General features: G+C 73.2%; 17 protein-coding genes, 1 tRNA gene and 2 pseudogenes. 6 read left to right on the top strand and 14 right to left on the bottom strand.

What is annotated here, in order from left to right; translation table 11 throughout:
* Positions 1–33 precede the first annotated feature (33 nt).
* Positions 34–1,695, bottom strand: coding sequence for an arginine--tRNA ligase (argS, locus tag ACGF12_RS04035; RefSeq protein ID WP_393025130.1), 1,662 nt, complete (start codon positions 1,693–1,695; stop codon positions 34–36).
* A 105-nt stretch (positions 1,696–1,800) separates the two neighbouring features.
* Positions 1,801–2,220, bottom strand: coding sequence for a PleD family two-component system response regulator (locus ACGF12_RS04030; protein WP_380611605.1), 420 nt, complete (start codon positions 2,218–2,220; stop codon positions 1,801–1,803).
* Positions 2,221–2,391: 171 nt separating this feature from the next.
* Here ACGF12_RS04030 and ACGF12_RS04025 point away from each other — a divergent pair.
* Positions 2,392–2,463 (top strand) — tRNA-Arg (locus ACGF12_RS04025).
* Between the two features lie 167 nt (positions 2,464–2,630).
* On the opposite strand, the gene ACGF12_RS04020 is transcribed toward ACGF12_RS04025, so the two are convergent.
* The 3 genes from ACGF12_RS04020 to ACGF12_RS04010 form a co-directional block, all read right to left on the bottom strand.
* Positions 2,631–3,629: a trypsin-like peptidase domain-containing protein gene (locus ACGF12_RS04020; protein WP_393025128.1), complete on the bottom strand. Its 999-nt coding sequence runs from the start codon at positions 3,627–3,629 to the stop codon at positions 2,631–2,633.
* A gap of 104 nt (positions 3,630–3,733) precedes the next feature.
* Positions 3,734–4,651, bottom strand: a complete 918-nt coding sequence (locus ACGF12_RS04015; protein WP_393025126.1) for a carbohydrate kinase family protein — start codon at positions 4,649–4,651, stop codon at positions 3,734–3,736.
* Between the two features lie 217 nt (positions 4,652–4,868).
* Positions 4,869–6,575 (bottom strand): DUF885 domain-containing protein, encoded by a 1,707-nt coding sequence (locus ACGF12_RS04010; RefSeq protein WP_393025123.1) that lies wholly within the window; start codon positions 6,573–6,575, stop codon positions 4,869–4,871.
* A 164-nt stretch (positions 6,576–6,739) separates the two neighbouring features.
* Between ACGF12_RS04010 and ACGF12_RS04005 the strand changes: the two genes are divergently transcribed.
* Positions 6,740–7,495, top strand: coding sequence for a TetR/AcrR family transcriptional regulator (locus ACGF12_RS04005; protein ID WP_393025120.1), 756 nt, complete (start codon positions 6,740–6,742; stop codon positions 7,493–7,495).
* 60 nt (positions 7,496–7,555) lie between these two features.
* Here ACGF12_RS04005 and ACGF12_RS04000 read toward each other — a convergent pair whose 3' ends face one another.
* Positions 7,556–8,407, bottom strand: a complete 852-nt coding sequence (locus ACGF12_RS04000) for a fumarylacetoacetate hydrolase family protein (protein WP_393025117.1) — start codon at positions 8,405–8,407, stop codon at positions 7,556–7,558.
* Between the two features lie 269 nt (positions 8,408–8,676).
* On the opposite strand from ACGF12_RS04000, the gene ACGF12_RS03995 reads away from it, so the two are divergent.
* The gene (locus ACGF12_RS03995) at positions 8,677–9,375 is read left to right on the top strand and encodes an MBL fold metallo-hydrolase (RefSeq protein WP_393025115.1); all 699 of its coding nucleotides are present in this window, start codon (positions 8,677–8,679) and stop codon (positions 9,373–9,375) included.
* Here the strand turns inward: ACGF12_RS03995 and ACGF12_RS03990 are convergent.
* From ACGF12_RS03990 to ACGF12_RS03960, 7 genes and pseudogenes are all read right to left on the bottom strand, one after another.
* Positions 9,331–10,542, bottom strand: a complete 1,212-nt coding sequence (locus tag ACGF12_RS03990; RefSeq protein WP_393025112.1) for a protein kinase — start codon at positions 10,540–10,542, stop codon at positions 9,331–9,333. The two genes, ACGF12_RS03995 and ACGF12_RS03990, sit on opposite strands and share 45 nt — an antisense overlap.
* A 94-nt stretch (positions 10,543–10,636) precedes the next feature.
* Entirely contained in the window at positions 10,637–11,623 is a 987-nt protein-coding gene (locus ACGF12_RS03985; protein WP_393025110.1) for an ABC transporter substrate-binding protein, read from the bottom strand.
* A gap of 47 nt (positions 11,624–11,670) precedes the next feature.
* Positions 11,671–12,456: an amino acid ABC transporter ATP-binding protein gene (locus ACGF12_RS03980; protein ID WP_393025108.1), complete on the bottom strand. Its 786-nt coding sequence runs from the start codon at positions 12,454–12,456 to the stop codon at positions 11,671–11,673.
* Positions 12,453–12,653, bottom strand: a pseudogene (locus ACGF12_RS03975) (amino acid ABC transporter permease); the annotation flags it as partial. The gene ACGF12_RS03980 and the pseudogene ACGF12_RS03975, both read right to left, overlap by 4 nt.
* Complete coding sequence (locus ACGF12_RS03970; RefSeq protein ID WP_393025210.1) at positions 12,626–12,955, bottom strand: hypothetical protein; 330 nt, start codon at positions 12,953–12,955, stop codon at positions 12,626–12,628. The pseudogene ACGF12_RS03975 and the gene ACGF12_RS03970, both read right to left, overlap by 28 nt.
* A gap of 403 nt (positions 12,956–13,358) precedes the next feature.
* Positions 13,359–14,303: an ABC transporter substrate-binding protein gene (locus ACGF12_RS03965; protein WP_393025105.1), complete on the bottom strand. Its 945-nt coding sequence runs from the start codon at positions 14,301–14,303 to the stop codon at positions 13,359–13,361.
* Positions 14,304–14,313: 10 nt separating this feature from the next.
* Positions 14,314–14,843: pseudogene (locus tag ACGF12_RS03960) on the bottom strand (GNAT family N-acetyltransferase).
* A 709-nt stretch (positions 14,844–15,552) separates the two neighbouring features.
* Here ACGF12_RS03960 and ACGF12_RS03955 point away from each other — a divergent pair.
* Positions 15,553–16,512, top strand: a complete 960-nt coding sequence (locus tag ACGF12_RS03955) for an amino acid ABC transporter permease (RefSeq protein ID WP_393025103.1) — start codon at positions 15,553–15,555, stop codon at positions 16,510–16,512.
* Positions 16,509–18,434, top strand: coding sequence for an FAD/NAD(P)-binding protein (locus ACGF12_RS03950; protein WP_393025100.1), 1,926 nt, complete (start codon positions 16,509–16,511; stop codon positions 18,432–18,434). The genes ACGF12_RS03955 and ACGF12_RS03950 overlap by 4 nt, the downstream gene beginning before the upstream one ends.
* 4 nt (positions 18,435–18,438) lie before the next feature.
* Here ACGF12_RS03950 and ACGF12_RS03945 read toward each other — a convergent pair whose 3' ends face one another.
* Positions 18,439–20,316 (bottom strand): protein kinase, encoded by a 1,878-nt coding sequence (locus ACGF12_RS03945; protein ID WP_393025097.1) that lies wholly within the window; start codon positions 20,314–20,316, stop codon positions 18,439–18,441.
* 138 nt (positions 20,317–20,454) lie between these two features.
* On the opposite strand from ACGF12_RS03945, the gene ACGF12_RS03940 reads away from it, so the two are divergent.
* Positions 20,455–22,740, top strand: coding sequence for an FdhF/YdeP family oxidoreductase (locus tag ACGF12_RS03940; RefSeq protein WP_393025094.1), 2,286 nt, complete (start codon positions 20,455–20,457; stop codon positions 22,738–22,740).
* Positions 22,741–22,787 lie beyond the last annotated feature (47 nt).

The raw sequence follows: 22,787 nt of genomic DNA, 5'->3' as shown, positions 1-22,787 counted from the left end.
AGCCGCCCCCCGCTGTGCGCTTGGGGGTGGTGCCTACATCCGCTCGGGCGCCGTCACGCCCAGGAGCGTGAGGCCGTTGGCCATGACCGTGCGCGTGGCCTCGACCAGCCAGAGCCGGGCACGGTGCGTGTCGGAGAGCTCCTCGTCGCCCTTGGGCAGGAACATGCAGTTCTCGTACAGGCGGTGGTACTTGCCCGCGAGGTCCTCCAGGTAGCGCGCGACCCGGTGCGGCTCGCGCAGCTCGCCGGCGGTGGCGAGGATGCGCGGGAACTCGCCGAGGGCGCCGAGGATGTCGTTCTCCCACTCGGTGGCGAGCAGTTCGGGTTTGAACTGCTCGACCGTGCCCTTGTCCACGCCCAGCTCGGCGGCCTTGCGCGCCACGCCGCACATCCGGGTGTGGGCGTACTGGACGTAGAAGACCGGGTTCTCGTTGGACTGGCTGGTCAGCAGGTTGATGTCCAGCGTGATCGTCGAGTCCGTGGAGGAGCGCGCCAGGGTGTAGCGGGCGGCGTCCACGCCGATCCACTCGACCACGTCGTCGATCGTGATGATGTTGCCGGCCCGCTTGGACATGCGGACCTCTTCGCCGTCGCGAAGCATCTTCACGAACTGGCCGATCTTCACCTCGATGTTGCGGTCCATGTCGTCGCCCGCGCAGGCCGAGATGGCCTTGAGGCGGTTGACGTAGCCGTGGTGGTCGGCGCCCAGCATGTAGAGCGCGACCTCGGCGCCGCGGTCCCGCTTGGACAGGTAGTAGGCGGCGTCGGCGGCGAAGTAGGTCTTGTCACCGTCGGCCTTGATCAGGACGCGGTCCTTGTCGTCGCCGAAGTCGGTGGTGCGCAGGAAGACCGCGCCGTCCTGCTCGAAGACGTGGCCCTGCTCGCGCAGCCGGTCGATGGCCTTCTCGACGGCGCCGGAGTCGTGCAGCGTCTTCTCCGAGAACCACACGTCGAAGTGGGTGCCGAACTCGTCCATCGAGCGCTTGATCTCGGCGACCATGAGCTTGAGGCCCTCGGTGCGGAAGACCTGCAGCTGCTCGGCCTCGGGCAGGTCGAGCACGCCCGGGATCGCGCCGGTGAGCGTCTTGGCGATGTCGACGATGTACTCGCCGACGTAGCCGCCCTCGGGCACCTCACGGCCGTTCGCGGCGGCCTGCAGCGAGGCGGCGAACTTGGTGATCTGCACGCCGGCGTCGTTGAGGTAGTACTCGGTGGTGACGTCGGCACCGGAGGCCCGCAGCACGCGCGCCAGCGAGTCGCCGACGGCCGCCCAGCGGACGCCGCCGATGTGGATCGGGCCGGTCGGGTTGGCGGAGACGAACTCCAGGTTGATCTTCAGGCCCTTGAGGGCCTCGTTGCGGCCGTAGGCCTCGCCCGCCTCGACGATGGTGCGGGCGAGCGCACCGGCGGTGGCGGCGTCCAGGGTGATGTTCAGGAAGCCCGGACCGGCGATGTCGACCTTGGCGACGCCGGTGATCCCTCGCAGGCGCTCGGCCAGAGCCTCGGCAACGGCTCGCGGCGGCTTGCCGGCCGCCTTGGCGAGCTGGAGGGCCACGTTCGTCGCGTAGTCGCCGTGGTCCCGGTTCTTGGGCCGCTCGACCGTCACGTGCTCGGGCACGGCGACGGCCAGCTCGCCCGCCTCGACGGCGGAGCTCACTGCGGCCTGGATTGCCTGGGAAAGGTCTGCGGGGGTCACGACGCCAAGCGTAGGCGAGACGGGGTGTCCGCCCGCCACTCGGTTTACCGGTTGAGACGCCCTGACTGCCGGTTGAGACGCCGCCGCGCCGTTGCGCCAGGGATGTCAGCCGCGATCCGTGCGATCTGTTCGCTCAGGGCGAAACCCTTCGGGCTGCCCGGTGAGTCGCATCAGACGCCGGACCAGGGCCACCAGGTCGGCCGGGTCGAAGGGCTTGCCGAGGTAGCCGTCCACCCCGACGGTCTCCCCCAGGTCCAGATCCGCCGGGGTGCAGGCGCTCACGATCGCGATCGGCAGCCGGCGGGTGTCCGGGGTTGCCCGCAGTCGGGCCGCGGTCCGCAGGCCGTCCAGCCGGGGCATCATCACGTCCAGGGTCACCACGTCGGGCTTCACCCGGCGGATCACCTCCAGGCACTCGGCGCCGTCGGCGGCGGTCACCACCTCGAAGCCTTCGAGCTCCAGGTTGACCCTGATCAGCTGGCGGATCACCTCGCTGTCGTCCACCACGAGGACCCGCCCGGACACTCCCGACACCTCACCGAGGGTATCGGCGGCCCCGCCGCCCCGTCCGGCCTTTGGACACTTCCGCCCACCGGGCCCGCCCGACGATCTTTCCGGAAACCCGTGCACGGACCGCGACCGAAGCCTGGTAGTGTTCATTCCGTCGGAACGCGGAAGCGGCCGACAGGCCAACAGGCCCCCGTAGCTCAGGGGATAGAGCACCGCCCTCCGGAGGCGGGTGCGTAGGTTCGAATCCTACCGGGGGCACTTCGCAGTAAGTGCAACTGAGGCCCAGATCAGTGGAGTTGATCCACGGATCTGGGCCTTCGTCATGTTCGGGGACCGGCGGGAACCGGCGATGGCGGGGTCGGGCCCTCGCGCGCGGGCACCGGCGGGGGCGCGGGCCGTTCCGCTCCCCCGCGCCGGCCGGGCGCTCAGGACGCGGCGGACTCGGCCTGGGCGTACAGGTCCGCGATGGTGTGGTCGAAGTAGGCGCTGTACGAGGTGTCGTCGCTGTCGCCGCCCTGCTGGTAGCCACCGATGGCGCCGACCACGTCACCGGTGGCGGCGTCGATCCACGGGCCGCCGCTGGTGCCGGCCGGGTAGGACGGGCACTGGATGACGCGCTCGTAGGCGCTCTGCTGGGCGGTCGTGTTGGTGCACAGGCTCGGCGTCTCGGCGTCGGCCGGGTAGCCGTAGAGGTGGACGGTGGCGCCGAACGGCTCGCCGGCGCCCAGGCGGTTGCCGCCGACCACGTCCTCGACCTTGCGGCCGTTGCTGGGGGCGGTCTCCAGGATCGCGAAGTCCTCGTCCACGTCGCCCTTCTGGGACCAGCCGCTGGCGGTGTGGACCGCGGTCACCTGCCAGGTGCCGTACGGGGCGGAGCCGTCACGGTAGCCGGGGGCGAAGACCACGCCGTCGGTGCTGGTGATGCAGTGCGCGGCGGTCAGCAGCAGGTTGCCGGTCGCGCTGTGCAGCACGCTGGCGGTGCAGAAGTGGTTGCCGGCCCCCACCGAACCGCTGAACAGCGCGCCCACGGTGGCGGCCTCCTTGTCGTCGGCGGGGGCGGCGGCGGTGGTGCCGAGGGCGGCGCCGTGGGTGTCGGGGGTGGCCGACGGGGTGGCCGTCGGGGTGGCGGCGGGGCTGTCGGTGGGGTTCGGCGCGGCGCTGGGGGTCGGACTGTCGCTCGGCGTGCTGGCCGAGGCCTGGGCGGGCGGGGCGGGCTCGCCCGCGGTGGCGCTCGGGCTGGCGGTCGGCATCGGCGCGGCCGCCCGGACGCTGCGGGCCGCCTTCCCGGCGACCGTCGCGTCGGACAGGTTCAGCCCGTGCGCCCCGGTCACCACCGCGGCCACCACCACGGCGGACAGCCCGGCGAACAGCGAGGGGGCGAGCAGACGGTGGCGGCGCGACCTCTTGCGGCGGTGCTGACCCATGTCCGTCTCTCCTGCCGTAGTCGGTGGCGGCGTGCGCTCAACGACTATGACGTCTCAGCCTGGAAAGGTCGTTACCGCGGGCTTGGAGGTCGATGAGAAATCGGTCACCGGAGCAGCAGGGTATCGAGTTCGGTCGCGGTGATGAAGTCGGTGTGCGTACCGGCGGTGGTGCAGGCGAAGGCGCCGGCCGCCGAGCCGGCCCGCGCGCAGTCCAGCGGCGGGTGGCCGCGGAACCAGGCGTACAGGAAACCGGCGACGAAGGCGTCCCCGGCGCCGTTGGTGTCGACCACCGGGCGGCCCGGGTCGACGGCGGGCAGGTGGCGCAGGACGCCGTCCTCGCGGGTGAGCAGGTGGCAGCCCTCGGCGCCCGCGGTGGCGGTGACCACGGTGGCCCGGCCCTCGGCGAGGATCGCGCGCATCACCTCCTCGTACCGGCCGCGGCAGCCGGCCACCGAGAGGAACACCAGGTCGGAGTTGAGGGCGTAGTCGCGGTGGTGCGGGTCGGCGCCGTCCCAGTCGTGCAGGTCGGTGGAGGTGGTGCGGCCGAGCCGGTGGAGGTCGCCGTACATGTCCCGGTTGACGCCGGTGATCGAGAGGTGGACGTGCCGGCTGCGCTCGGCGTACGGGAGGTGGAACTCGCGCGGCAGCCGCAGGTCGGCGGGGTGACGGCCGTCGAAGAAGGAGAACCGGCGGCCGGCCGTGTCCACCAGGTTGACCCCGCGCGGGGTGCCGTGCGGGCTCACCAGGTGCGCGAAGTGCAGGCCGTGGCGCCGGTAGTGGGCGCGGACCAGGTCGCCCTGCGGGTCGTCGCCGAGGAAGTCCAGGAAGGCGGTGCGCAGGCCGAGCCGGTGGGCGCCGAGGGCGACGCCGTTGCCGGTGTGGCCGACGTAGTCGCGCACCGGCTCGACGAACCGGGAGTCGCCGGGCGGGATCTCCAGCCGTTCGACCCGGACGATGGTGTCCACTCCGGCGCCGCCGACGACGAGCAGGTCGAACTCGGCCGGCGTGGTGTCGGGCAACATGGCGGCGCCTCCTTGGTCCCTGGACGGTCGCCAGGAGTCAAGCAGGCGCCGGAGGTTGACTGCAAGACCTTGCTGCAAGCTTTCAATCGGATCGCCGCCGGTCGTACCGGTCCGGACCGGGACCCGGGACTCGCGACCGAGTCCCGGGGCCCCGCTCCCTACGGCTCCGCACGGCTTCGTACGGCTTCGTACGGCTTCGTACGGCTTCGTACGGCTCCTACAGCGCCGACAGCTCCGCGACCAGGTCGTCCAGGCCCAGCGAGCCCTGCGAGAGCGCCGCCATGTGCCAGGCCTTGAGGTCGAACTCCTCGCCGCGCGCCTCGTGCGCCGCCTTCGCCGCCGCCCGGCCGCGCAGCCAGGCGCGCTCGCCGAGCTTGTAGCCGATCGCCTGACCGGGCATGCCCAGGTAGCGGACCAGCTCGCTGTCCAGGAAGTCGGCGGACAGGCCGCAGTACAGCCCGAAGAACTCGCGGGCGTGCTCCGGGCTCACCGGCTCGCCCGGCTTGTACGGGGAGTCCGCCGGGAAGTCCAGGCCGAGGTGCATGCCGATGTCGATGATGACCCGCAGCGCCCGCATCATCTGGGCGTTGAGGTAGCCGAGGCGGTGGCCCGGGTCGGTGAGGTAGCCGAGCTCGTCCATCAGGCGCTCGGCGTACAGCGCCCAGCCCTCCAGGTTGGCGCTGACCCCGCCGAGGCTCACCTGGTAGGTGGAGAGCCGGTCGGCGACGTAGTTCCACTGCGCGAGCTGCAGGTGGTGGCCCGGGACGCCCTCGTGGTACCAGGTGGAGACCAGGTCCCAGACCGGGAAGCGCTCCCTGCCGAGCAGCGGCAGCCAGGTCCGCCCGGGGCGGCTGAAGTCCAGCGAGGGCGCGGTGTAGTACGGCGCGGCGGCGCTGCCGGCCGGGGCGATCCGCGACTCGACCCGGGTGACCGGCTCGGCCAGGTCGAAGTGGGTGCCCTGGAGGTCCCGGACCGCCTGGTCCATCAGGCCCTGCAGGAACTCCCGGGTCGACTCGGCGCCCTCCATGGCCGGGCCGTCCGCCTCCAGCCACTTCATCGCCGCCATCGGGTCGGCGCCCGGACGGACCTTCCCGGCCTCGACCGTCATCTGCGCGTACAGGTCGTGGAACTCGCCCCAGGCCCAGGCGTAGGCCTCGTCCAGGTCCAGGTCGGCGCCGGTCCAGTAGCGCACCCAGCGGGCGTAGCGCTCGCGGCCGACCGGGTCCGGGGTGTCGGCGGCGGCCGGGGCGTACACGTCGCGCATCCAGTCGCGCAGCGCGGCCAGCGCCTCGGCGGCGGCCACCGCGTGGGCGGACAGCTCGGCGTGCACGGCCTGGGGCGCGTCCTGGACGAACTGCCCGAACCAGCCGCCGGGCACCTCCCCGTCCAGCCACTCGCCGAACTGCCCGATCACCGTCGCCACCTGGCGGGGACCGGAGAGCAGGCCGCGCTCGACACCCTCGGCCAGGGTCTGCCGGTACTGCTCCAGCGCCAGCGGGAGGCGGGCCAGCCGTCGGCCGACCACCCGCCACTCGGCCTCGGTACCGGTGGGCATCAGGGTGAAGGTATCCCGGGTGTTGTGCACCGGGGACCCCAGGTTGCGCACCGCGCGGAAGTTCTCGCCCGCGTCGTGGACGGCGAGTTCGGCGCTCAGCCGCTCGCGCAGCAGCCGGGCGCAGCGGCGCTCGGCCTCGTCCTCGGCGGCGCCGGCCCGCTCGGCCTCGTCCAGCCGGGCCAGGGTGCGGCGGCCGAGGTCGGCGATCGCCTCGGTGCCGGCCGGGGAGAGGTCGAGCAGTCGGTCGTCCTCGGGGTCGAGGCCGAGGTACACCGCGGTCAGCGGGTCGAGGTCGGCCAGGGCGCGGACGTAGTCGTCGGCGATGCGGCGCGGGGTGTCGCCGTCGGAGGTGAGCAGTTCTTCAGCCATTCGGACATCATCGCGTTGCCCGGGCCGATTGCAAGCCCCTGCCGCGGACCTGTTGACCCGCACCCGCCCGGGATTTGACGGACGGTGGGCACCGCAAACGCCCGTTCGGAAAGATCCGTGCCCGACAGGTCCCGATCCGTCCGACGCCCATTACGCTGGCCGCCATGGAAGCCCGCCCCACCACGGCAGCCGACCCGGCCCCCACCCCGGCCGAACCCGGCCCGCGCCCGCGCCGCACCGGCTACCGGCGACTGCCGGTCGAACAGCGGCGCGAACAGCTGATCGCGGTCGCCCTGGAGCTGTTCGCCTCCCGGCCGCCCGAGGAGGTGGGCCTGGACGACGTCGCCGAGGCCGCCGGGGCCTCCCGGCCGCTGGTCTACCGCTACTTCGCGGGCGGCAAGCAGCAGCTGTACGAGGCCGCGCTGCGCACCGCGGCGGACGAGCTGACCAGCCGGTTCACCGTCCCGCCGAGTGGGACGCCGTCCGAGCAGCTGGCGGCCGTGCTGGACGGCTACTTCGACTTCGTGGCCGAGCACGAGGCCGGCTACTCGGCGCTGCTGCGCGGCGGTTCGGTGGTGGAGACGGCCCGCACCTCGGCGATCGTGGACGACGTCCGGCGGGTGGCGCTCAAGCGGACGGTACGGCACCTGGGGGTGCGGGAGCCCGGGCCGCGGCTGACCCTGCTGGTGCGCTCGTGGATCGCGGTGGTCGAGGGCGCGTCGCTGAGCTGGCTGGACGAGGGGCGCGCGCTGCCGGTGACGGAGCTGCGCGACTGGCTGGTGGACCAGTTCACCGCGATGGCGGCGGCGACGGCGCTGCACGACCCGCAGACGGCGGAGGTGCTGGCGGGGCTGCTCGCGCTGGACGGTCCGCGGACGGACCGGGCCGCGCGGCTGCGCGAGGTGCTGGGCGGGCGGTGACCCGGGCTGGGCTCCCGACCCCCGTGCCAAGGGTCGGGTGCGCCCGGGGCCGGACAGGCCTCAGGCCTTGCCGAGCACCTGGCGCTGGCGGCCGAGGCCGTCGATCTCGATCTCGACCACGTCGCCCGGGGCGAGGAACGGCGTGCCCGGGCGGCCCAGGGTGACCCCGGCCGGGGTGCCGGTGACGATCACGTCGCCGGGCTCCAGCACCATGAACTGGCTCGCGTAACGGACGAGTTCGAGCACCGGGAAGATCATCTCGGCGGTGTTGCCGTGCTGCCGCTGCTCACCGTTGACCCAGAGCCGCAGCTCCAGGGCCTGCGGGTCGGCCACCTCGTCGGCGGTGACCAGCCAGGGCCCGAGCGGGGTGAAGGTCTCCGCCGACTTGCCCTTGTCCCACTGGCCGCCGCGCTCGAACTGGAAGGCCCGCTCGGTGACGTCGTTGGCGATCGTGTAGCCGGCGATCACCCCGGCGGCCTCGGCGTGCGAGTCCAGGTAGCGGGCGGTGCGGCCGATCACGATCGCCAGCTCGGCCTCGTAGTCGGTCTTCTCGCCGCCGCGCGGCACCAGTACCTCGTCGTACGGGCCGACCACGGTGGAACTCGGCTTGAGGAAGATCACCGGCTCGGCCGGGATCGCGGCCCCGGCCTCCGCCGCGTGGTCGCGGTAGTTGAGCCCGATGCCGACCACCTTGCCGGGCCGGGCCACCGGCGCGCCCACCCGCAGGCCGTCCAGGTCCACCACCGGCAGCAGTCCGGCGGCCACCTCCCGGGCCAGCTCGGCGGTGTCCAGCCCGGACAGGAAGGCCCCGTCGAGGTCGCGGGCCCGCCCGGAGAGGTCGTACGCGGTGCCGTCCTCGCCCAGCACGACCGGGCGCTCGGCGCCCGGGGGTCCGACGCGGAGGAGCTTCATCGATCCGTCACCAGCCTTTCGTCGCAGTTCACCGGGGCGGCGCGGACACCGCTCCCGAGTCTGGCAACGAGGTATATCAACGGCCCGGGGCGGCGGACCAGACCGTCCCGATGGGCGAATTCCCATCAAATCCCACAGGAGCCCGGGGGTCCGAATCGGCGACCCGTACGGTTGACACCCGGATCCGCCGGGAGCGGGCCGCCGGCGCCGGGGACAGGCCCAGAGCGAACGCGGGCGTGCGACGGCGCCCGCGGGCGCAGGATGCGGGCATGGAGATCACCCGGGTACGCGACGAGTTGCACATGATCACCCTGGAGTTCGGCACCGCCTACCTGTGGCGGGACCACCACGGACTGACCCTGATCGACACCGGCATCGCCGGGTCGGCGGACGGGATCGAGAAGGGCATCCGCACCATCGGGCTGGATCCGGCCGCACTGCGCCGGATCGTGCTCACCCACCACCACGAGGACCACACCGGCTCGGCCGCCGAGCTGGCCCGCCGCTGGAGCGCCGAGGTGGTGGCGCACCGGCTGGAGGCGCCGGTCATCCGCCGCGAGCAGCCGGCGGCGCCGCCCGTGCTGAACGCCTTCGAGCAGCAGCTGTGGGACGGCCTGCCGCCGATCCCGCCCGCCGAGCCCTGCCCGGTGCACCGCGAGGTCGAGGACGGGGACGTGCTGGACGTCGGCGGCGGCGCGGTGGTCGTGCACGTGCCCGGGCACACCGACGGCAGCATCGCGCTGCACCTGCCCGGGCCCGGGGTGCTGTTCACCGGGGACACCGTGTCCAACGTCCAGGGCCGGACCCGGCCCGGGGTGTTCAACACCGACCCGGCGCAGTCCCTCGCCTCCTTCCACCGGCTGGCCGCCCTGCCGGTGGAAACGGTGGTCTTCGGGCACGGCGACCCGATCGCCGTCGGCGCCTCAGCGGCCCTGCGCGCCGCCGCCGAGCAGCACCCCCGGGTCTAGGTTCCTCCGCTCGCCCGGGCCGAGCCGGGCGGCCTCCCGCTGCCAGTGCGCGAGGTCGCGCCGCAGGTCGGCCCGGGCCTCCGGGGCGGCGCCCGGCTCCAGCGTCAGCGCCTCCAGCAGTTCGACGGCGGCGCCCCGGCTGCCGTCCCGGGCCAGCCAGAGGGCCAGGTCGTGGCAGGTGCGCAGGGTGCGGGGGTCGGCCCGGCCGCAGATCCGGGCGAAGTCGGGGACCAGCTTCAGCAGCATCTCCACGGCCTCCGCCGCCCTGCCGTCGGCCCCGCGCTGCCAGGCCTGGTCGGCGCGGCGGCGCAGCTGCTCCGGGCTGGGGTCGTCCGGCCGCAGCATCCCGGGCCGGATCCGGCGCAGCCGCTCCAGCACCTCGGCGGCGTCGGCCGGCCGGTCGGCGGGCCGCTTGGCGAGCAGCTGGGCGACCAGGTCGGCCAGCGCCGGGTCGTGGCTGCGGATCCGCGGCGGGGTCACCGCCATGTGCTTGTGCATGTACTCGTACGGGGAGTCGGCGTGGAAGGGCCGTCGGCCGGTACTGACCTCGTACAGCATCACGCCGAACGCGTAGAGGTCGGCCCGGCCGTCCACGGTGCCGCCGGACCAGCACTCGGGCGCCAGGTACGGGACAGTGCCGACCACGCTGCCGGTGGAGGTGAGTCCGGTGGACTGGGTGAGCAGCCGGGCGATGCCGAAGTCCAGCACCTTCGCCCGGTCCCCGCCGTCCGCGATCATGACGTTCTCGGGCTTGATGTCCCGGTGGATGACGCCGCTGCGGTGCGCCGCGTCGAGCGCCTCGCAGACCTGCTCCATCCAGGCCAGCGCGCGCCCGTGGTCGGGCGAGCCGTCCTTGAGGATCGCGGACAGCGGCCGGCCGCGGACCACCTCCATCACCAGGTAGTGGGTCTCCCCGTCACCGTCGGCGACCCGGCCGTAGTCGTGCACCGTGACGATGTGCGGGTTGGAGAGGCCGCCGGCCACCTTGGCCTCGCGGACGAAGCGCCCGACGGCCTCCCGGTCGGCGGCGTGCTCGGCCAGCAGAAGCTTGACCGCGACCTCCCGCTCCAGCCACGTGTCGGTCGCCCGCCAGACCACGCCGAAGCCGCCCCTGCCCAGGAGGTCGTCCAAGCGGAAGCGACCGTCGAGCACCTCGCCCTTGTGCATGCCCTCCCCCAACTCGACCGCGCCCGTACGTCGTTCGCCGTCGGATGGGTCACCATAGCGGCGGGCGGGGACGAGCAGGTGAACGGGCAGGCCCTCAGGGCTTGGGCTTGGGCAGGCCGACCGGGTTGATCTCGGAGGTCTGCACCGCCTCGCTGTCCAGGCCCCAGCGCTTGAGCACCTGCCCGTACGTGCCGTTCCTGATCACCTCGTTGATCGCCCCGTTCAGCGCCTTGACCAGGCCGTTGTCCTTGTGGGTGGTCGCCGCGATCTTGCCGAGGACGTCCGCGCCGCCGCCCGAGTAGGTGCCGACCACCTCGGTCTGGCCGGTCTGCACGGCGTGGAAGGCCAGGCTGGGGTTGGGCCCGGTGTAGACGTCGATCCGGCCGGAGGAGAGCGCGAGGTAGTACTCGGTGCCGGAGAAGTACTTGATGTCGATCGGCTTGAGGCCGGCCCGGACGTTCTCCTCGCTCCAGGAGAGCAGCAGCTTCTCCTGGTTGGTGCCGGTGGCGACGCCGACGGTGCGGCCGGCCAGGTCCTTGGCGCCGGTGACCTTGAGGCCGCTGCCCTTCTTCGCCTCGAAGCCGAGCACGTCCAGCCGGTAGGTGGCGAAGTCGTACTTCTCCTTGCGCTCCTCGGTGACGGTGATGTTGGACAGGCCGGCGTCGTACTTGCCGCTGTCCAGGCCGACGAAGATGTTCTCCCAGGAGACCGGGTTGAACTCGACCTTGAGGCCGAGCACGTCGCCGATCAGCGAGGCGATGTCCGGCTCGACGCCGATGATCGTCTTGTCGTCGTCGGCGTAGAAGTCCAGCGGCGGGGTGGTGCCGATGGAGTCGACGACCTTCAGGGTGCCCCGCTTTCTGATCTCCTGCGGCACCAGCGCCGCGATCGCGTCGACCTCGGCGGTGGTCACCCGGTCCTGCTTGGCCGACAGGTTCACCACGGTGCCGTTCGGCGCGGTGCTGCCCTTGGCCGGGGCGAGGTCCGCCGCGGCGCCCGTGGCCCCGCTGCCGCAGCCGGCCAGGGTGAGGGCGGCGGCGAGCGCGGCGGCGGTCACGAGGGCGCGACGGGGTAGGGACATGGCGGAACTCCTGCTCGGCGAAAGGGGGTTCGGGGGATTTGCCGGATTTACAACACCTTGGCCAAGAAGGCCCGGGTGCGCTCGTGTCGCGGGCGGTCCAGGACCTCGGCGGGCGGGCCCTGCTCGACCACCACCCCGCCGTCCATGAAGACGACGGTGTCGGCGACCTCGCGGGCGAAGCCGATCTCATGGGTGACCACGATCATCGTGGTGCCGCTGCGGGCGAGGTCCTTGATGACGTCCAGCACCTCGCCGACCAGCTCCGGGTCGAGCGCCGACGTGGGCTCGTCGAAGAGCAGCACCTTGGGCTGCAGGGCCAGTGCCCGGGCGATGGCGACGCGCTGCTGCTGCCCGCCGGACAGTTGCCGGGGGTACGCGGCGGCCTTGTCGGCCAGCCCGACCCGCTCCAGCAGCGCCAGCGCCGTGGACCTGGCCTCGGCGCGGGGGCGGCCCAGCGCGGCGATCGGCGCCTCGACCAGGTTCTCCAGCACGGTCAGGTGCGGGAAGAGGTTGAAGTTCTGGAACACGAAGCCGATGCCGGTGCGCTGGCGCAGCACCTCGCGCTCCTTGAGCTCGTACAGCCGGTCGCCGGAGCGCCGGTAGCCGATCAGCTCGCCGTCGATCGCGACGTAGCCGCGGTCGAGCTTCTCCAGGTGGTTGATCGCCCGCAGCAGGGTGGACTTGCCGGAGCCGGACGGGCCGAGCACCACGGTGACCGAGCCGGCCGGGACGTCCAGGTCGACCCCGCGCAGGACCTCCAGCGGGCCGAAGCTCTTGTGCAGGCCGCGGACCTGCACCATCGGGGCGGTCTGCGGCTTCGTGAGCGTGGTCATGGACGTCCTCCGGAGGTACGGGCGGGCAGGCTCCGCGCGAAGGCCCGCAGGCGCTGCAGCGGGGTGGGCGGCGGGGTGCGCCGGGCACCCCGGGAGAAGTAGCGCTCGACGTAGTACTGGCCGATCGACAGCACGGTGGTCAGCACCACGTACCAGACGGTGGCGACCATCAGCAGCGGCACCACCCGGCCGGTCCGTGACGCCGCATCGCGGCCACCACGGCGCCGAGCTCGAAGCCCAGCACGGTGCCGTAGGCGGTGAGTTCGAGGGTTCGGCCGATCGCCTGGAGGATGGTGTCGGCGGTGAAGTAGAGCCGGAAGGTAGCCCAGTCCCATGCGCGGGTTCTGAGCTGCTTGTACTGAAGTGCGCAGGGGTGTGCGTTAGCTCGTTTGAGTGACTTCTGGTTGGCGACCCGCGCGGTGGCAGCATCGTCGCGTAGCGTCTGTCGCGCGATCTGGGACGCCGGGTTCGGTGCCAGCGCGCGGGGCTCCCTTGCCACCAGCGAGATGGTCTGGGACCTCTCCGTCGCCTCTGGCCGGACCCACTTGGCCAGCTCGTGAGGGAACCGGCCTCCCGGGACGGACCACGCACACGATGCGTGTCGCCCAGCGGGGTTGAGTACGCCGGGGACCAGTGCGCCCAAGACCGTTCGGGGCGTGCGGCTCATCGGAGGTCACTCCCGATCAGTCCACAGGAACGGTTGGTGGCCAGGTCGTGGAAGACCTGGACCGGCACGACGAGGGCGGCGGTCCCGACCGCCGAGCGCCACGGGTGCCGAGCGGGGACGGTCCGTAGGCCGTCCAGTTCGTCCCCGCCGAGAGCCGGGGCCGGCCGCGGCCCCGGCTCTCGGCGGGGACGACGGTGTTTGGGTACTGGCGGTCATTGGGAAACAGGCCCTTCGGTCAGGGGTGTTCGGGCGGGCTGATCTGCGACTGCGGGATGGCCGAGTCGGCGAGCCCCCACTTCTCGAGGATCCGCTGGTACGTCCCGTCCTTGATCAGCTGGTTGACCGCCGCCTGGAAGGCCGGGGTGAGCTTGGAGCCCTTCTTGAAGGCGAAGCCGACGTCCAGCCGGTGGAACTCGTTGAGGAAGCGGGTCCCGGCGGCCTCCTGCGCGGCCTGGTGGCGCAGGCCGTTGATGGTGGACATCTCGACGTCCACCCGGCCCTGCTGGAGGCTGGTCAGCAACGCGCCGCCCTCGCTGAACGCCTTGACCTCGTACGGCTTCTTCCCGGCGTCGGCGCAGACGCCCTTCTTGCCGTTGAGCGTGGTCTCGAAGGTGGTGCCGGCGCCGGTGCCGATGGTCAGCCCGCAGAGCTGGGTCAGGTCGCTGATCGGCTGGATCGCCGTGTTGTCCTTCTTCACCGCGAAGCCCTGGCCGTCGTCGATGTAGGTGACGAAGTCGATGGTCTTCAGACGGGCGGTGGTGACCCCGAAGTTGCCGGTGCCGACGTCGAACTTGCCGCTGTCCAGGGCGGGCAGGATGGTCTCGAAGGCGGCGTCCTCGCGCTGCACGGTCAGGCCGAGCAGCTTGGCCACCGCGTCGGTGAAGTCCACGTCCACCCCGACCGGCTTCTTGCCGGACTGGTCGGCGTAGAAGGCGCTGGGCGGGGCGCCGAAGGAGGAGCCGAACCTCAGTACACCGGAGGAGCGCACCTCCTCGGGCAGCAGGGCGGCGGCGGCCTCGGACCTGGCCAGGCCGGAGACGACGTCCTCGGTGGCGGCGGCGGACCCGCTCGCCCCCGCCGCGCCCGCGATCTTCGGGTCCGAACCGCACGCGGCCAGCGCCAGGAACGGCAGCAGGGCGGCGGCCGCGAGCAGGCGGCGGGAGGCGGTGGTGGTTCTCACGAGGGGCCTTTCAGTGGGTCGGGAGCAGGACCGGCAGGGGCTTCTCGAAGGGGAGCGGGCCGATGGTCATCGGGTCGGCGGTGACGTCGAACAGCGGGGTGTAGCCGGCGGCCAGGTAGAGGCCCTTGGCCTCGGGCTGGCGCGGGCCGGTGGTGAGGTACAACCGGCGGTACCCGGCGGCGGCCGCGGTCCGCTCCAGCTCGGCCAGCACCCGGCGGGCCAGGCCGCGGCGACGGTGCGCGATGGGCCCCTCCTGCCCGCTGGCGGGCAAGGAGGGAGGGTCCACATCCGCTTCAGCTCGGCGGTGTGCTCGTCGTACCGCTTGTACGCGCCGCCGGCCACCGGCTCGCCGTCCTCCAGCAGGAGCAGCAGCACGCCGTGCGGCTCGGCGAAGGCCTCATCCGGGTAGCGGGTCATCTCCTGGTGCGCGTCGGGGCCGTAGCGGCTGACGTACTCGTGGGTGAGCTCGCGCAGCAGCGGCTCGACCAGCGGGTCGTCCAGGGTGACCCGTCGGAACCCGCTGCCGCGCCCGTCGCTCACGCCTGCACCGCGATCAGCTGGTCGCGGTCGAAGGCGGCGGTGGTACGCGGGGCGGTCTCCGAACCGTCGCCGGTGGCGGCGATGCCGAGGAATTCGACGGGCATGGCGGAACCTTTCGGGTGAGCGGAGTCCGGTGGACTGCGGGTGGGCAGGCCGGAGGCGGCCGCGGCGGGGCGGCCGTCGGGCACGTGACGGTGAAGTGCGAGGGCGGGGAACTGCCGGAGTGCGGTGCGAAGTCGTCGGCGGCAGCGATGGCCTGACGCGTCGCCGGTCGGCGACGGCCACCGGCCCGTGACGGGGCGAACCGAGGGAGGGCCCCCCGCCGGGAGATCAGGCCGGACGTGCGGCCCGCTGCCGGGTCAGCCGCGACACGCCGCGGACCACACCCGACCGAAGTCGATGTGGTCGCGGGTGACCAGGGGCTGCTCGGCGTACATGGCCTCAAGTTGAGCAGTCGGCCGAGCGGTACGTCAACCACCCATCATTGCCGCACTGTTGCGATCTCCTGTCGCTTTTCCAACATGCTCCGACCGGCCCCGACCACGCCTTGGTCACCCTTGACAGCCGTCGATCGCGCATGCGTACGATCGACGCGGAGTGCAGTGCCAGGCGCCGGCCGTGTTGAGGGACGCGGGCCGACGCCAGAGACCCGCGTACGTGACCACCGCCGTACCCGTCCCCGCCCGCACTCCGCCCAGGAGCCGCCGCCATGGCCACCCCGCAGGACGTCCTGCCCGCCCCCGCCCGCTCCGAGAGCCCCGCCCCGCCGCCGGCCCCCGAGCCCGAGGCCCGGATCGTCGCCCGCCGCAAGCCCGGCCAGTGGGCCGCCGCCGCGGTCGCGCTGCTGCTGGCCGCGATGGCGGTCAACTCGGTGATCCGCAACAAGGCCTTCCAGTGGAGCGTGGTCGCCGACTGGTTCACCGCGCGGTCCGTGCTGAGCGGCCTCACCCTGACCCTCTGGCTGACCGCCGTCACCCTCGCCCTCGGCTTCGCCCTCGGCACCGTCCTCGCCACGATGCGGATGTCCGCCAACCCGGTGCTGCGCACCCTCAGCTGGGGCTACATCTGGATCTTCCGGTCCACCCCGCCACTGGTGCAGCTGCTGTTCTTCTTCAACATCGGCGCGCTCTACCCGACCCTCGGCCTCGGTATCCCCTTCGGCCCCGAGTTCGTCACCGTGAAGACCGTCAACCTGATCGGCCCCACCCTGACCGCCGTCATCGGCCTCACCCTGCTGGAGACCGCGTACGCCGCCGAGGTGATCCGCGGCGGCATCCTCTCCGTCGACCGCGGCCAGCTGGAGGCGGCGGCCGCGCTCGGGCTGGGCCGCCGGCGGGTGCTGCGCCGGATCGTGGTGCCGCAGGCGATGCGCTCGATCGTGCCGACCGCCGGGAACATGCTGATCGGCGCGCTCAAGGGCACCAGCATCGTCAGCGTGCTGGCCGTCTCCGACCTGCTCTACTCGGTGCAGCTGGTCTACCTGCAGTCCTACCGGGTCATCCCGATGCTGATGGTCGCCACCATCTGGTACCTGGTGGTCACCACCCTGCTGTCCATCGGGCAGTACTACGTCGAACGGCACTACGCCAGGGGAGCCACCCGGGACGGCCTGCCGCCCACCCCGCTCCAGCGCACCCGCGCGGCCTTCGTCAAGGTGGTGCGGGCATGACCGTGCTCGTGATCGTCGGCGCCGGACCGCGCGGCACCGGGCTGCTGGAGCGGATCGCCGCCAACGCCGCCGAACTCCTGCCCGCCGAGCGGCCGTTGGACGTCCACCTGGTCGACCCGTACCCGCCCGGCGCGGGCCGGATCTGGCGCCACGACCAGTCTCCGCTGCTGCGGATGAACTCGATGGCCGAGGACGTCACCATGTTCACCGACGAACGCGCCACCGTCGACGGCCCGGTCCGCCCCGGCCCCTCGTTGGCCGAATGGGCCCGGCGGCAGGGCGAGTTCGCGCCCTACCGGGAGGTCTCCGACCCGTCCGTACGGGCCGAGCTGCAAGACCTCGCGCCCACCGACTTCCCCACCCGGCGCGCCCAGAGCGCCTACCTGGACTGGGTGTTCCGCCGCGCCGTCGCCGACCTGCCGCCGCACATCACCGTCACCGTCCACCGGGACACCGCCCACCGGATCGACGGCCCGGCCGACGGCCCGCAGACCGTCCACCTCACCGACCGGACGCTCACCGCCGACCACGTCGTCCTCACCCTCGGCCACCTCGACTCCGCCCCGCACCCGCGCCACGCCGCCGACGCCGAGTTCGCCGCCCGGCACCGTCGCTTCCACCTCCCGCCCGCCTACTCCGCCGACGTCGAGGCCGAGTTGGCCGGGATCGCCCCCGGCGAGCAGGTGGTGGTGCGCGGCCTCGGCCTCGCCTCGGTCGACCTGGTCGCGCTGCTCACCGAGGGCCGCGGCGGCCGCTTCGAACCCGACGGCGACGGGCCCGGGCTGCGCTACCGCCCGTCCGGCCGCGAACCGGTACTCCACCTCGGCTCCCGGCGCGGCGTCCCGTACCACTCCAAGACCGAGTACCGGCTCCAGGGCCCGCCCGCCCCGCTCCCCCGGTACTTCGACGCGGCCGCCGTGGACGCCCTGCTCGCCACCGACCGGCCGCTCGAACTGCGGCGCGACGTCTGGCCGTTGATGGCCAAGGAGGTCGGTTTCGGGCACTACCACGAGCTGTTCCACGCCCACCCCGAGCGCACCGCCCTGCCCTGGCCCGAGTTCCTCGCCCGGTACGACCGGCACACCTGGTACTCCCCCGAACTCGCCGCCCTCGTCGCCGAGGCCGTCCCCGACCCGGCCGACCGGATCGACTTCGAACGGCTCGACCACCCGCTGGCCGGGCTCGAACTCGGCTCCGCCGAGGAGCTCCAGACCCACCTGCGCGACTACGTGACCGCCGACGCCGACCGGCGCCGCGACCCCGCGCACAGCGCCGACCTCGGCGCCTTCCTCGCCCTGCTCTCGCTGTTCGGCCAGCTCCCCCGGGTGCTCGCCGCCGGCCGGCTCACCGCCCGTTCGGTCGCCGAGGAGGTGGACGAGTGGTTCTTCGGCTACTTCAGCTTCCTCGCCTCCGGCCCGCCCGGCTTCCGGCTGCGCCAGCTGCTCGCCCTCTCCGAGGCCGGGGTGGTGCGCTTCCTCGGCGCCGGCGTGCGGGTCGAACGGGACGAGGCCACCGGCACCTGGCGGGCCTCCGGCACCACCGTGCCCGGCCACACCGTGACCGCCACCGCGCTGGTCGAAGGGTACCTGCCCAAGCACGCGCTGGCCCGCACCCTCGACCCGGTGCTGCGCCGACTGCACGGCGCCGGACGGGTGGTGGAGGAGGTGGTCAGCGACGAGGAGTACACCCACCGCTCCGGTCTGGTCACCATCGCCCCCGCCGACAGCCGGCTGCTCGACCCCGCCCTGGGCGGCGCCCCGCACCCCCGCCGCACCGCACTCGGCCCGCACACCAGCCTGCGCTCGGCGGCCGCCTTCGCCCGCCCGCGCACCAACGCGCCGGCCTTCCGGCAGAACGACGCCGCCGCCCGGGCGCTGCTGCGCGCGCTGGCCGCCCTGCCGGCCCCGGCGATGGCGGGCTGACGGCTCATGGCCCGAACATCTCCTCCACCAGGTCCTCGTCCGAGACGTGGTCCGGGGCCTCGAACACCAGGTCCACGAGACCCTTCAGGCCCATCCCCCGGTCGAACGCGTCGATGCAGGCCCGGGCCTCCTGGTCGGTGGCGAAGTCCCACACCCGCAGCCGCCGGACCAGCACCAGCGCCTCGATCGGGCTCATCCTCGGCGCCTTGCGGCGGTTCGGACCGCCGAGCCCCTTGCGGCCGGCCTGGGCCAGCTGCTGCTGGTAGCGGGCCAGGTCCTGCCAGACCTGGACGGTGCTCGGGTGGTGCTCGCCCAGGCTGCGGGCGAGGTCGGGCAGCAGCGCGTGCAGCTGGACCACGGCGCTCTGCAGGTCACCCCGGTTGGCCTGGTGGACGGCGAGGTCGTGCCGGGCCTTCAGCACCCGGCTGTCCTGCGGGCCCCAGGCCGCGGTCAGGTCCGGCAGCAGCTCGTGCAGCAGCCGGATCGCGGTGACGGTCGAGCCGCTCTCGCCGATGCACCACGCCAGGTGGTAGCGGGCGCCCAGGGTGTCCGGATCGGCCGGGCCGAGCGCCGAGGCCATGTCCGCCACCACGGTGGACAGCAGCCGGATCGCGCCGTCCAGGTCCCCGGCCCGGCTGAGGTACCAGGTGAAGTCCCGCCAGGTGCCCAGCGTGTCCCGGTCGGTCGCGCCGAGCGCGGTGACGCACTCCTGGGCGATCGCCTGCAGCTGGATCGCCGACTCGCCCGCCGTCGCCGCCCGGTAGGCGGCCGAGCGGCGCTCGCGCAGCCCGGCCCGTACGGCCTCCGCGGTCGGCGGGGCTGCGACCACCGGCGGGGTGGTGAGCGGGGACAGCACCGCCGACGCGGGCGGCGGCGTGCGCGGGGCCGCCGGCGGCACGGGCGGCGCGACCGGAGGTACGGGCGGGGGCGTGGTCGGCGCGGGCGGCACCACCGGGCCCACCGGAACCGGCGTCGGCACCGGATCCGGAGCCGGAGCAGACCGCTCCACCACCGTCGGCACCCCCGCGCCGGCCCCCGCGCCGCCGCCCTGCCACCCCGCCAGCTCCGCCAACCGCCGCTCGACCGTACGGGCGTCGGCCGGCCGGTCCGCCGGGTCCTTCGCCAGCAGCTCCGCGACCAGCCCGGCCACCTGCGGCGGCAGCCCGAACTGCGCCGGGTCCAGCGGCGCCGGCACCTCGTTCAGGTGCTGATACATCAGCACCGGCGTCGAGTCCCCGCCGAACGGCCGTGCCCCGGTGAAGAGTTCGACCAGCACGCAGCCCAGCGCGTAGAGGTCGGCCCGCCCGTCCACCCGGCCGCCGGTCCACCGCTCGGGCGCCATGTACGCCGGGCTGCCGACGATCGTCCCGGTGGTGGTCAGTCCGCCCGCCCCCGTGTCCAGCTGAGCGATCCCGAAGTCCAGCACCTTCAGGTGCCCGGCCTCGGTGATCATGACGTTGTCCGGCTTGATGTCCCGGTGCACCATGCCCGCGTCGTGCGCCGCCGCCAGCGCACCGCTGATCTGCTGCCCCCAGCGCAGGCTGAGCGCCGGCTCGGGCACCCCCGCCCGCAGCACCTCGGTCAGGGTGCGGCCGGTGAGCAGCTCCATCACCAGGAAGGTGACCTCCTGGCCGCCGAGCTCGCACTGCCCGAGGTCGTGCACCGTGACGATGTGCGGGTGCGAGAGGTTGCCGGCCGCGCAGGCCTCCCGGACGAACCGCAGCGCGGCCTTCGCCTGGTTGTCGCCGTGGTGCCCGATGACCTTGACCGCCACCGGCCGCCGCATCCGGCTGTCCTGGGCCCGCCACACCACCCCGAAACCGCCCTGCCCGAGCTTCTCCGTCAGCTCGTACCGGCCGTCGAGGACGTCACCGACTCGCACGCGCCCCTCCCCTCCCGTGATGACGCCCAGACTCTACCGACGGCCCTCCCGTTGCCGCGGCGCAGGTGGGAGGATGGGCGGCCGTGAGCCCCGCGACGGTGCGGCGGTTCGTCCCAGCAGAACCCGAGGAGCGCAGTCATGGCCAAGCAGGCCCCGCAGAGCGACCCGGTGCAGGACGCCCCCGAGGTGTCCGCGCCCCAGCACGCGGCCGCCGGTCTGCCCGCCGTCGGCCACAGCCTGCGGATGGCCGCCGAGCAGATGGGTGCCCGCCGCACCCTCGCCACCCTGCTCAAGGTCAACCAGCCGGACGGCTTCGACTGCCCCGGCTGCGCCTGGCCCGAGCCGGACAAGACGCACACCGCCGAGTTCTGCGAGAACGGCGCCAAGGCCGTCGCCGAGGAGGCCACCGAGCGCCGGATACGGGCCGAGTTCTTCGCCGCCCACCCGGTCGCCGACCTCGCCGAGCGTTCCGGCTACTGGCTGGGCCAGCAGGGCCGGCTCACCCAGCCGATGCTGCTCGACGAGGGCGCCACCCACTACACCCCGGTCTCCTGGGACGACGCCTTCGCGCTGATCGCGGAGGAGCTGCGCGCCCTGGACACCCCGGACGGCGCCGCCTTCTACACCTCCGGCCGCACCAGCAACGAGGCCGCCTTCGCCTACCAGCTGTTCGCCCGCCGCCTGGGCACCAACAACCTGCCGGACTGCTCCAACATGTGCCACGAGTCGTCCGGTTCGGCGCTCACCGAGACGCTCGGCGTCGGCAAGGGCAGCGTCAGCCTCAAGGACCTCTACCAGGCCGACCTGATCATCGTGGCCGGCCAGAACCCGGGCACCAACCACCCCCGGATGCTCTCCGCCCTGGAGCGCGCCAAGCGGGCCGGCGCCACCGTCGTCAGCGTGAACCCGCTGCCGGAGGCGGGCCTGGAGCGGTTCAAGAACCCGCAGCACGCGCGCGGCCTGGTCGGCCAGGGCACCAAGCTGACCGATCTCTTCCTGCAGATCCGCCCCGGCGGGGACCTCGCGCTGTTCCGCGCGCTCAACCGGATCATCCTGGAGCAGGACGGCGTCGACCGCGCCTTCGTCGCCGAACACTGCCACGGCTACGAGGAGTTCGAGGCGCAGGCGGGCAAGACCGAGCGGGCGGACGTCCTCGCCGCGACCGGCCTGCCCTGGGAGCAGATCGAGGAGCTCGGCCGGCTGGTGCTGGCCTCGAAGAAGGTCATCGTCTGCTGGGCGATGGGCCTCACCCAGCACAAGCACGCCGTGCCGACCATCCGCGAGGTGGTCAACTTCCTGCTGCTGCGCGGCAACGTCGGCCGCCCCGGCGCCGGGGTCTGCCCGGTGCGCGGGCACAGCAACGTCCAGGGCGACCGGACGATGGGCATCTTCGAGCGGCCGTCGACGGCCTTCCTCGACTCCCTGGGCAAGGAGTTCGGCTTCGAGCCGCCGCGTGAGCACGGCTACGACTCGGTGGACACCATCCGGGCGATGCGCGACGGCAAGGTCAAGGTGTTCTTCGCGATGGGCGGCAACTTCGTCGCGGCCACCCCGGACACAGAGGTCACCGAGGCCGCGATCCGGCGCTGCCGGCTGACCGTCCACGTCTCCACCAAGCTCAACCGCTCGCACGTGGTCACCGGCGCCCGCGCCCTGATCCTGCCCACCCTCGGCCGCACCGACCGGGACGTCACCGCGCACGGCGCCCAGTTCGTCAGCGTCGAGGACTCGATGGGCCAGGTCCACGCCTCCCGCGGCGGCCTGCGCCCGCCGGCCCCCGGCCTGCTCTCCGAGACCGCGATCATCTGCCGCCTCGCCCGGACCGCCCTCGGGCCGCAGGACACCGTGCCGTGGGAGGACTTCGGGTCCGACTACGACAGCCTGCGCGCCCGGATCGCCCGGGTCGTGCCCGGCTTCGAGGACTACAACGAGAAGGTCCGCCGCCCCGGCGGCTTCACCCTCCCGCACGGCCCGCGCGACTCCCGCACCTTCCCCACCGCGACCGGCAAGGCCAACTTCACGGTCAACCCGCTGGTCGCCCCCGAGATCCCGGCGGGCCGCCTGCTGCTGCAGACCCTGCGCTCCCACGACCAGTACAACACCACGGTCTACGGCCTCGACGACCGCTACCGCGGCATCAAGGGCGGCCGCCGCGTGGTGCTGGTGAACCCCGCCGACGCCGCCGAACTCGGCCTGGTCGAGGGCCGGTACGTCGACCTGGTCAGCGAGTGGACCGACGGCACCGAACGCCGCGCCCCCCACTTCCGCGTGGTCCACTACCCGGTGGCCCGGGCCGGCGCCGCCGCCTACTACCCCGAGACCAACGTGCTGGTTCCGCTGGACTCCACCGCCGACATCAGCAACACCCCCACATCCAAGGCCGTCGTCATCCGCTTCGAGCCCGACTCGGGCGCGGCCGAGTAGCCACCGCACGGAGGCCGCCCCACGTCACCGGACGTGGGGCGGCCTCC

Source organism: Kitasatospora sp. NPDC048296, assembly GCF_043201815.1.
GTDB lineage: Bacteria > Actinomycetota > Actinomycetes > Streptomycetales > Streptomycetaceae > Kitasatospora.
This window is presented reverse-complemented; position numbering and strand designations above follow the sequence as displayed.

Coding starts and splice junctions, on each gene's coding strand:
- ACGF12_RS03995 (WP_393025115.1), top strand. CDS start 8,677: ATGGAGATCACCCGGGTACGCGACGAGTTGCACATGATCACCCTGGAG.
- ACGF12_RS03980 (WP_393025108.1), bottom strand. CDS start 12,456: ATGACCACGCTCACGAAGCCGCAGACCGCCCCGATGGTGCAGGTCCGC.
- ACGF12_RS03940 (WP_393025094.1), top strand. CDS start 20,455: ATGGCCAAGCAGGCCCCGCAGAGCGACCCGGTGCAGGACGCCCCCGAG.
- ACGF12_RS03950 (WP_393025100.1), top strand. CDS start 16,509: ATGACCGTGCTCGTGATCGTCGGCGCCGGACCGCGCGGCACCGGGCTG.
- ACGF12_RS04015 (WP_393025126.1), bottom strand. CDS start 4,651: ATGTTGCCCGACACCACGCCGGCCGAGTTCGACCTGCTCGTCGTCGGC.
- ACGF12_RS04005 (WP_393025120.1), top strand. CDS start 6,740: ATGGAAGCCCGCCCCACCACGGCAGCCGACCCGGCCCCCACCCCGGCC.
- ACGF12_RS03985 (WP_393025110.1), bottom strand. CDS start 11,623: ATGTCCCTACCCCGTCGCGCCCTCGTGACCGCCGCCGCGCTCGCCGCC.
- ACGF12_RS04010 (WP_393025123.1), bottom strand. CDS start 6,575: ATGGCTGAAGAACTGCTCACCTCCGACGGCGACACCCCGCGCCGCATC.
- ACGF12_RS03990 (WP_393025112.1), bottom strand. CDS start 10,542: ATGCACAAGGGCGAGGTGCTCGACGGTCGCTTCCGCTTGGACGACCTC.
- ACGF12_RS04020 (WP_393025128.1), bottom strand. CDS start 3,629: ATGGGTCAGCACCGCCGCAAGAGGTCGCGCCGCCACCGTCTGCTCGCC.
- ACGF12_RS03955 (WP_393025103.1), top strand. CDS start 15,553: ATGGCCACCCCGCAGGACGTCCTGCCCGCCCCCGCCCGCTCCGAGAGC.
- ACGF12_RS04000 (WP_393025117.1), bottom strand. CDS start 8,407: ATGAAGCTCCTCCGCGTCGGACCCCCGGGCGCCGAGCGCCCGGTCGTG.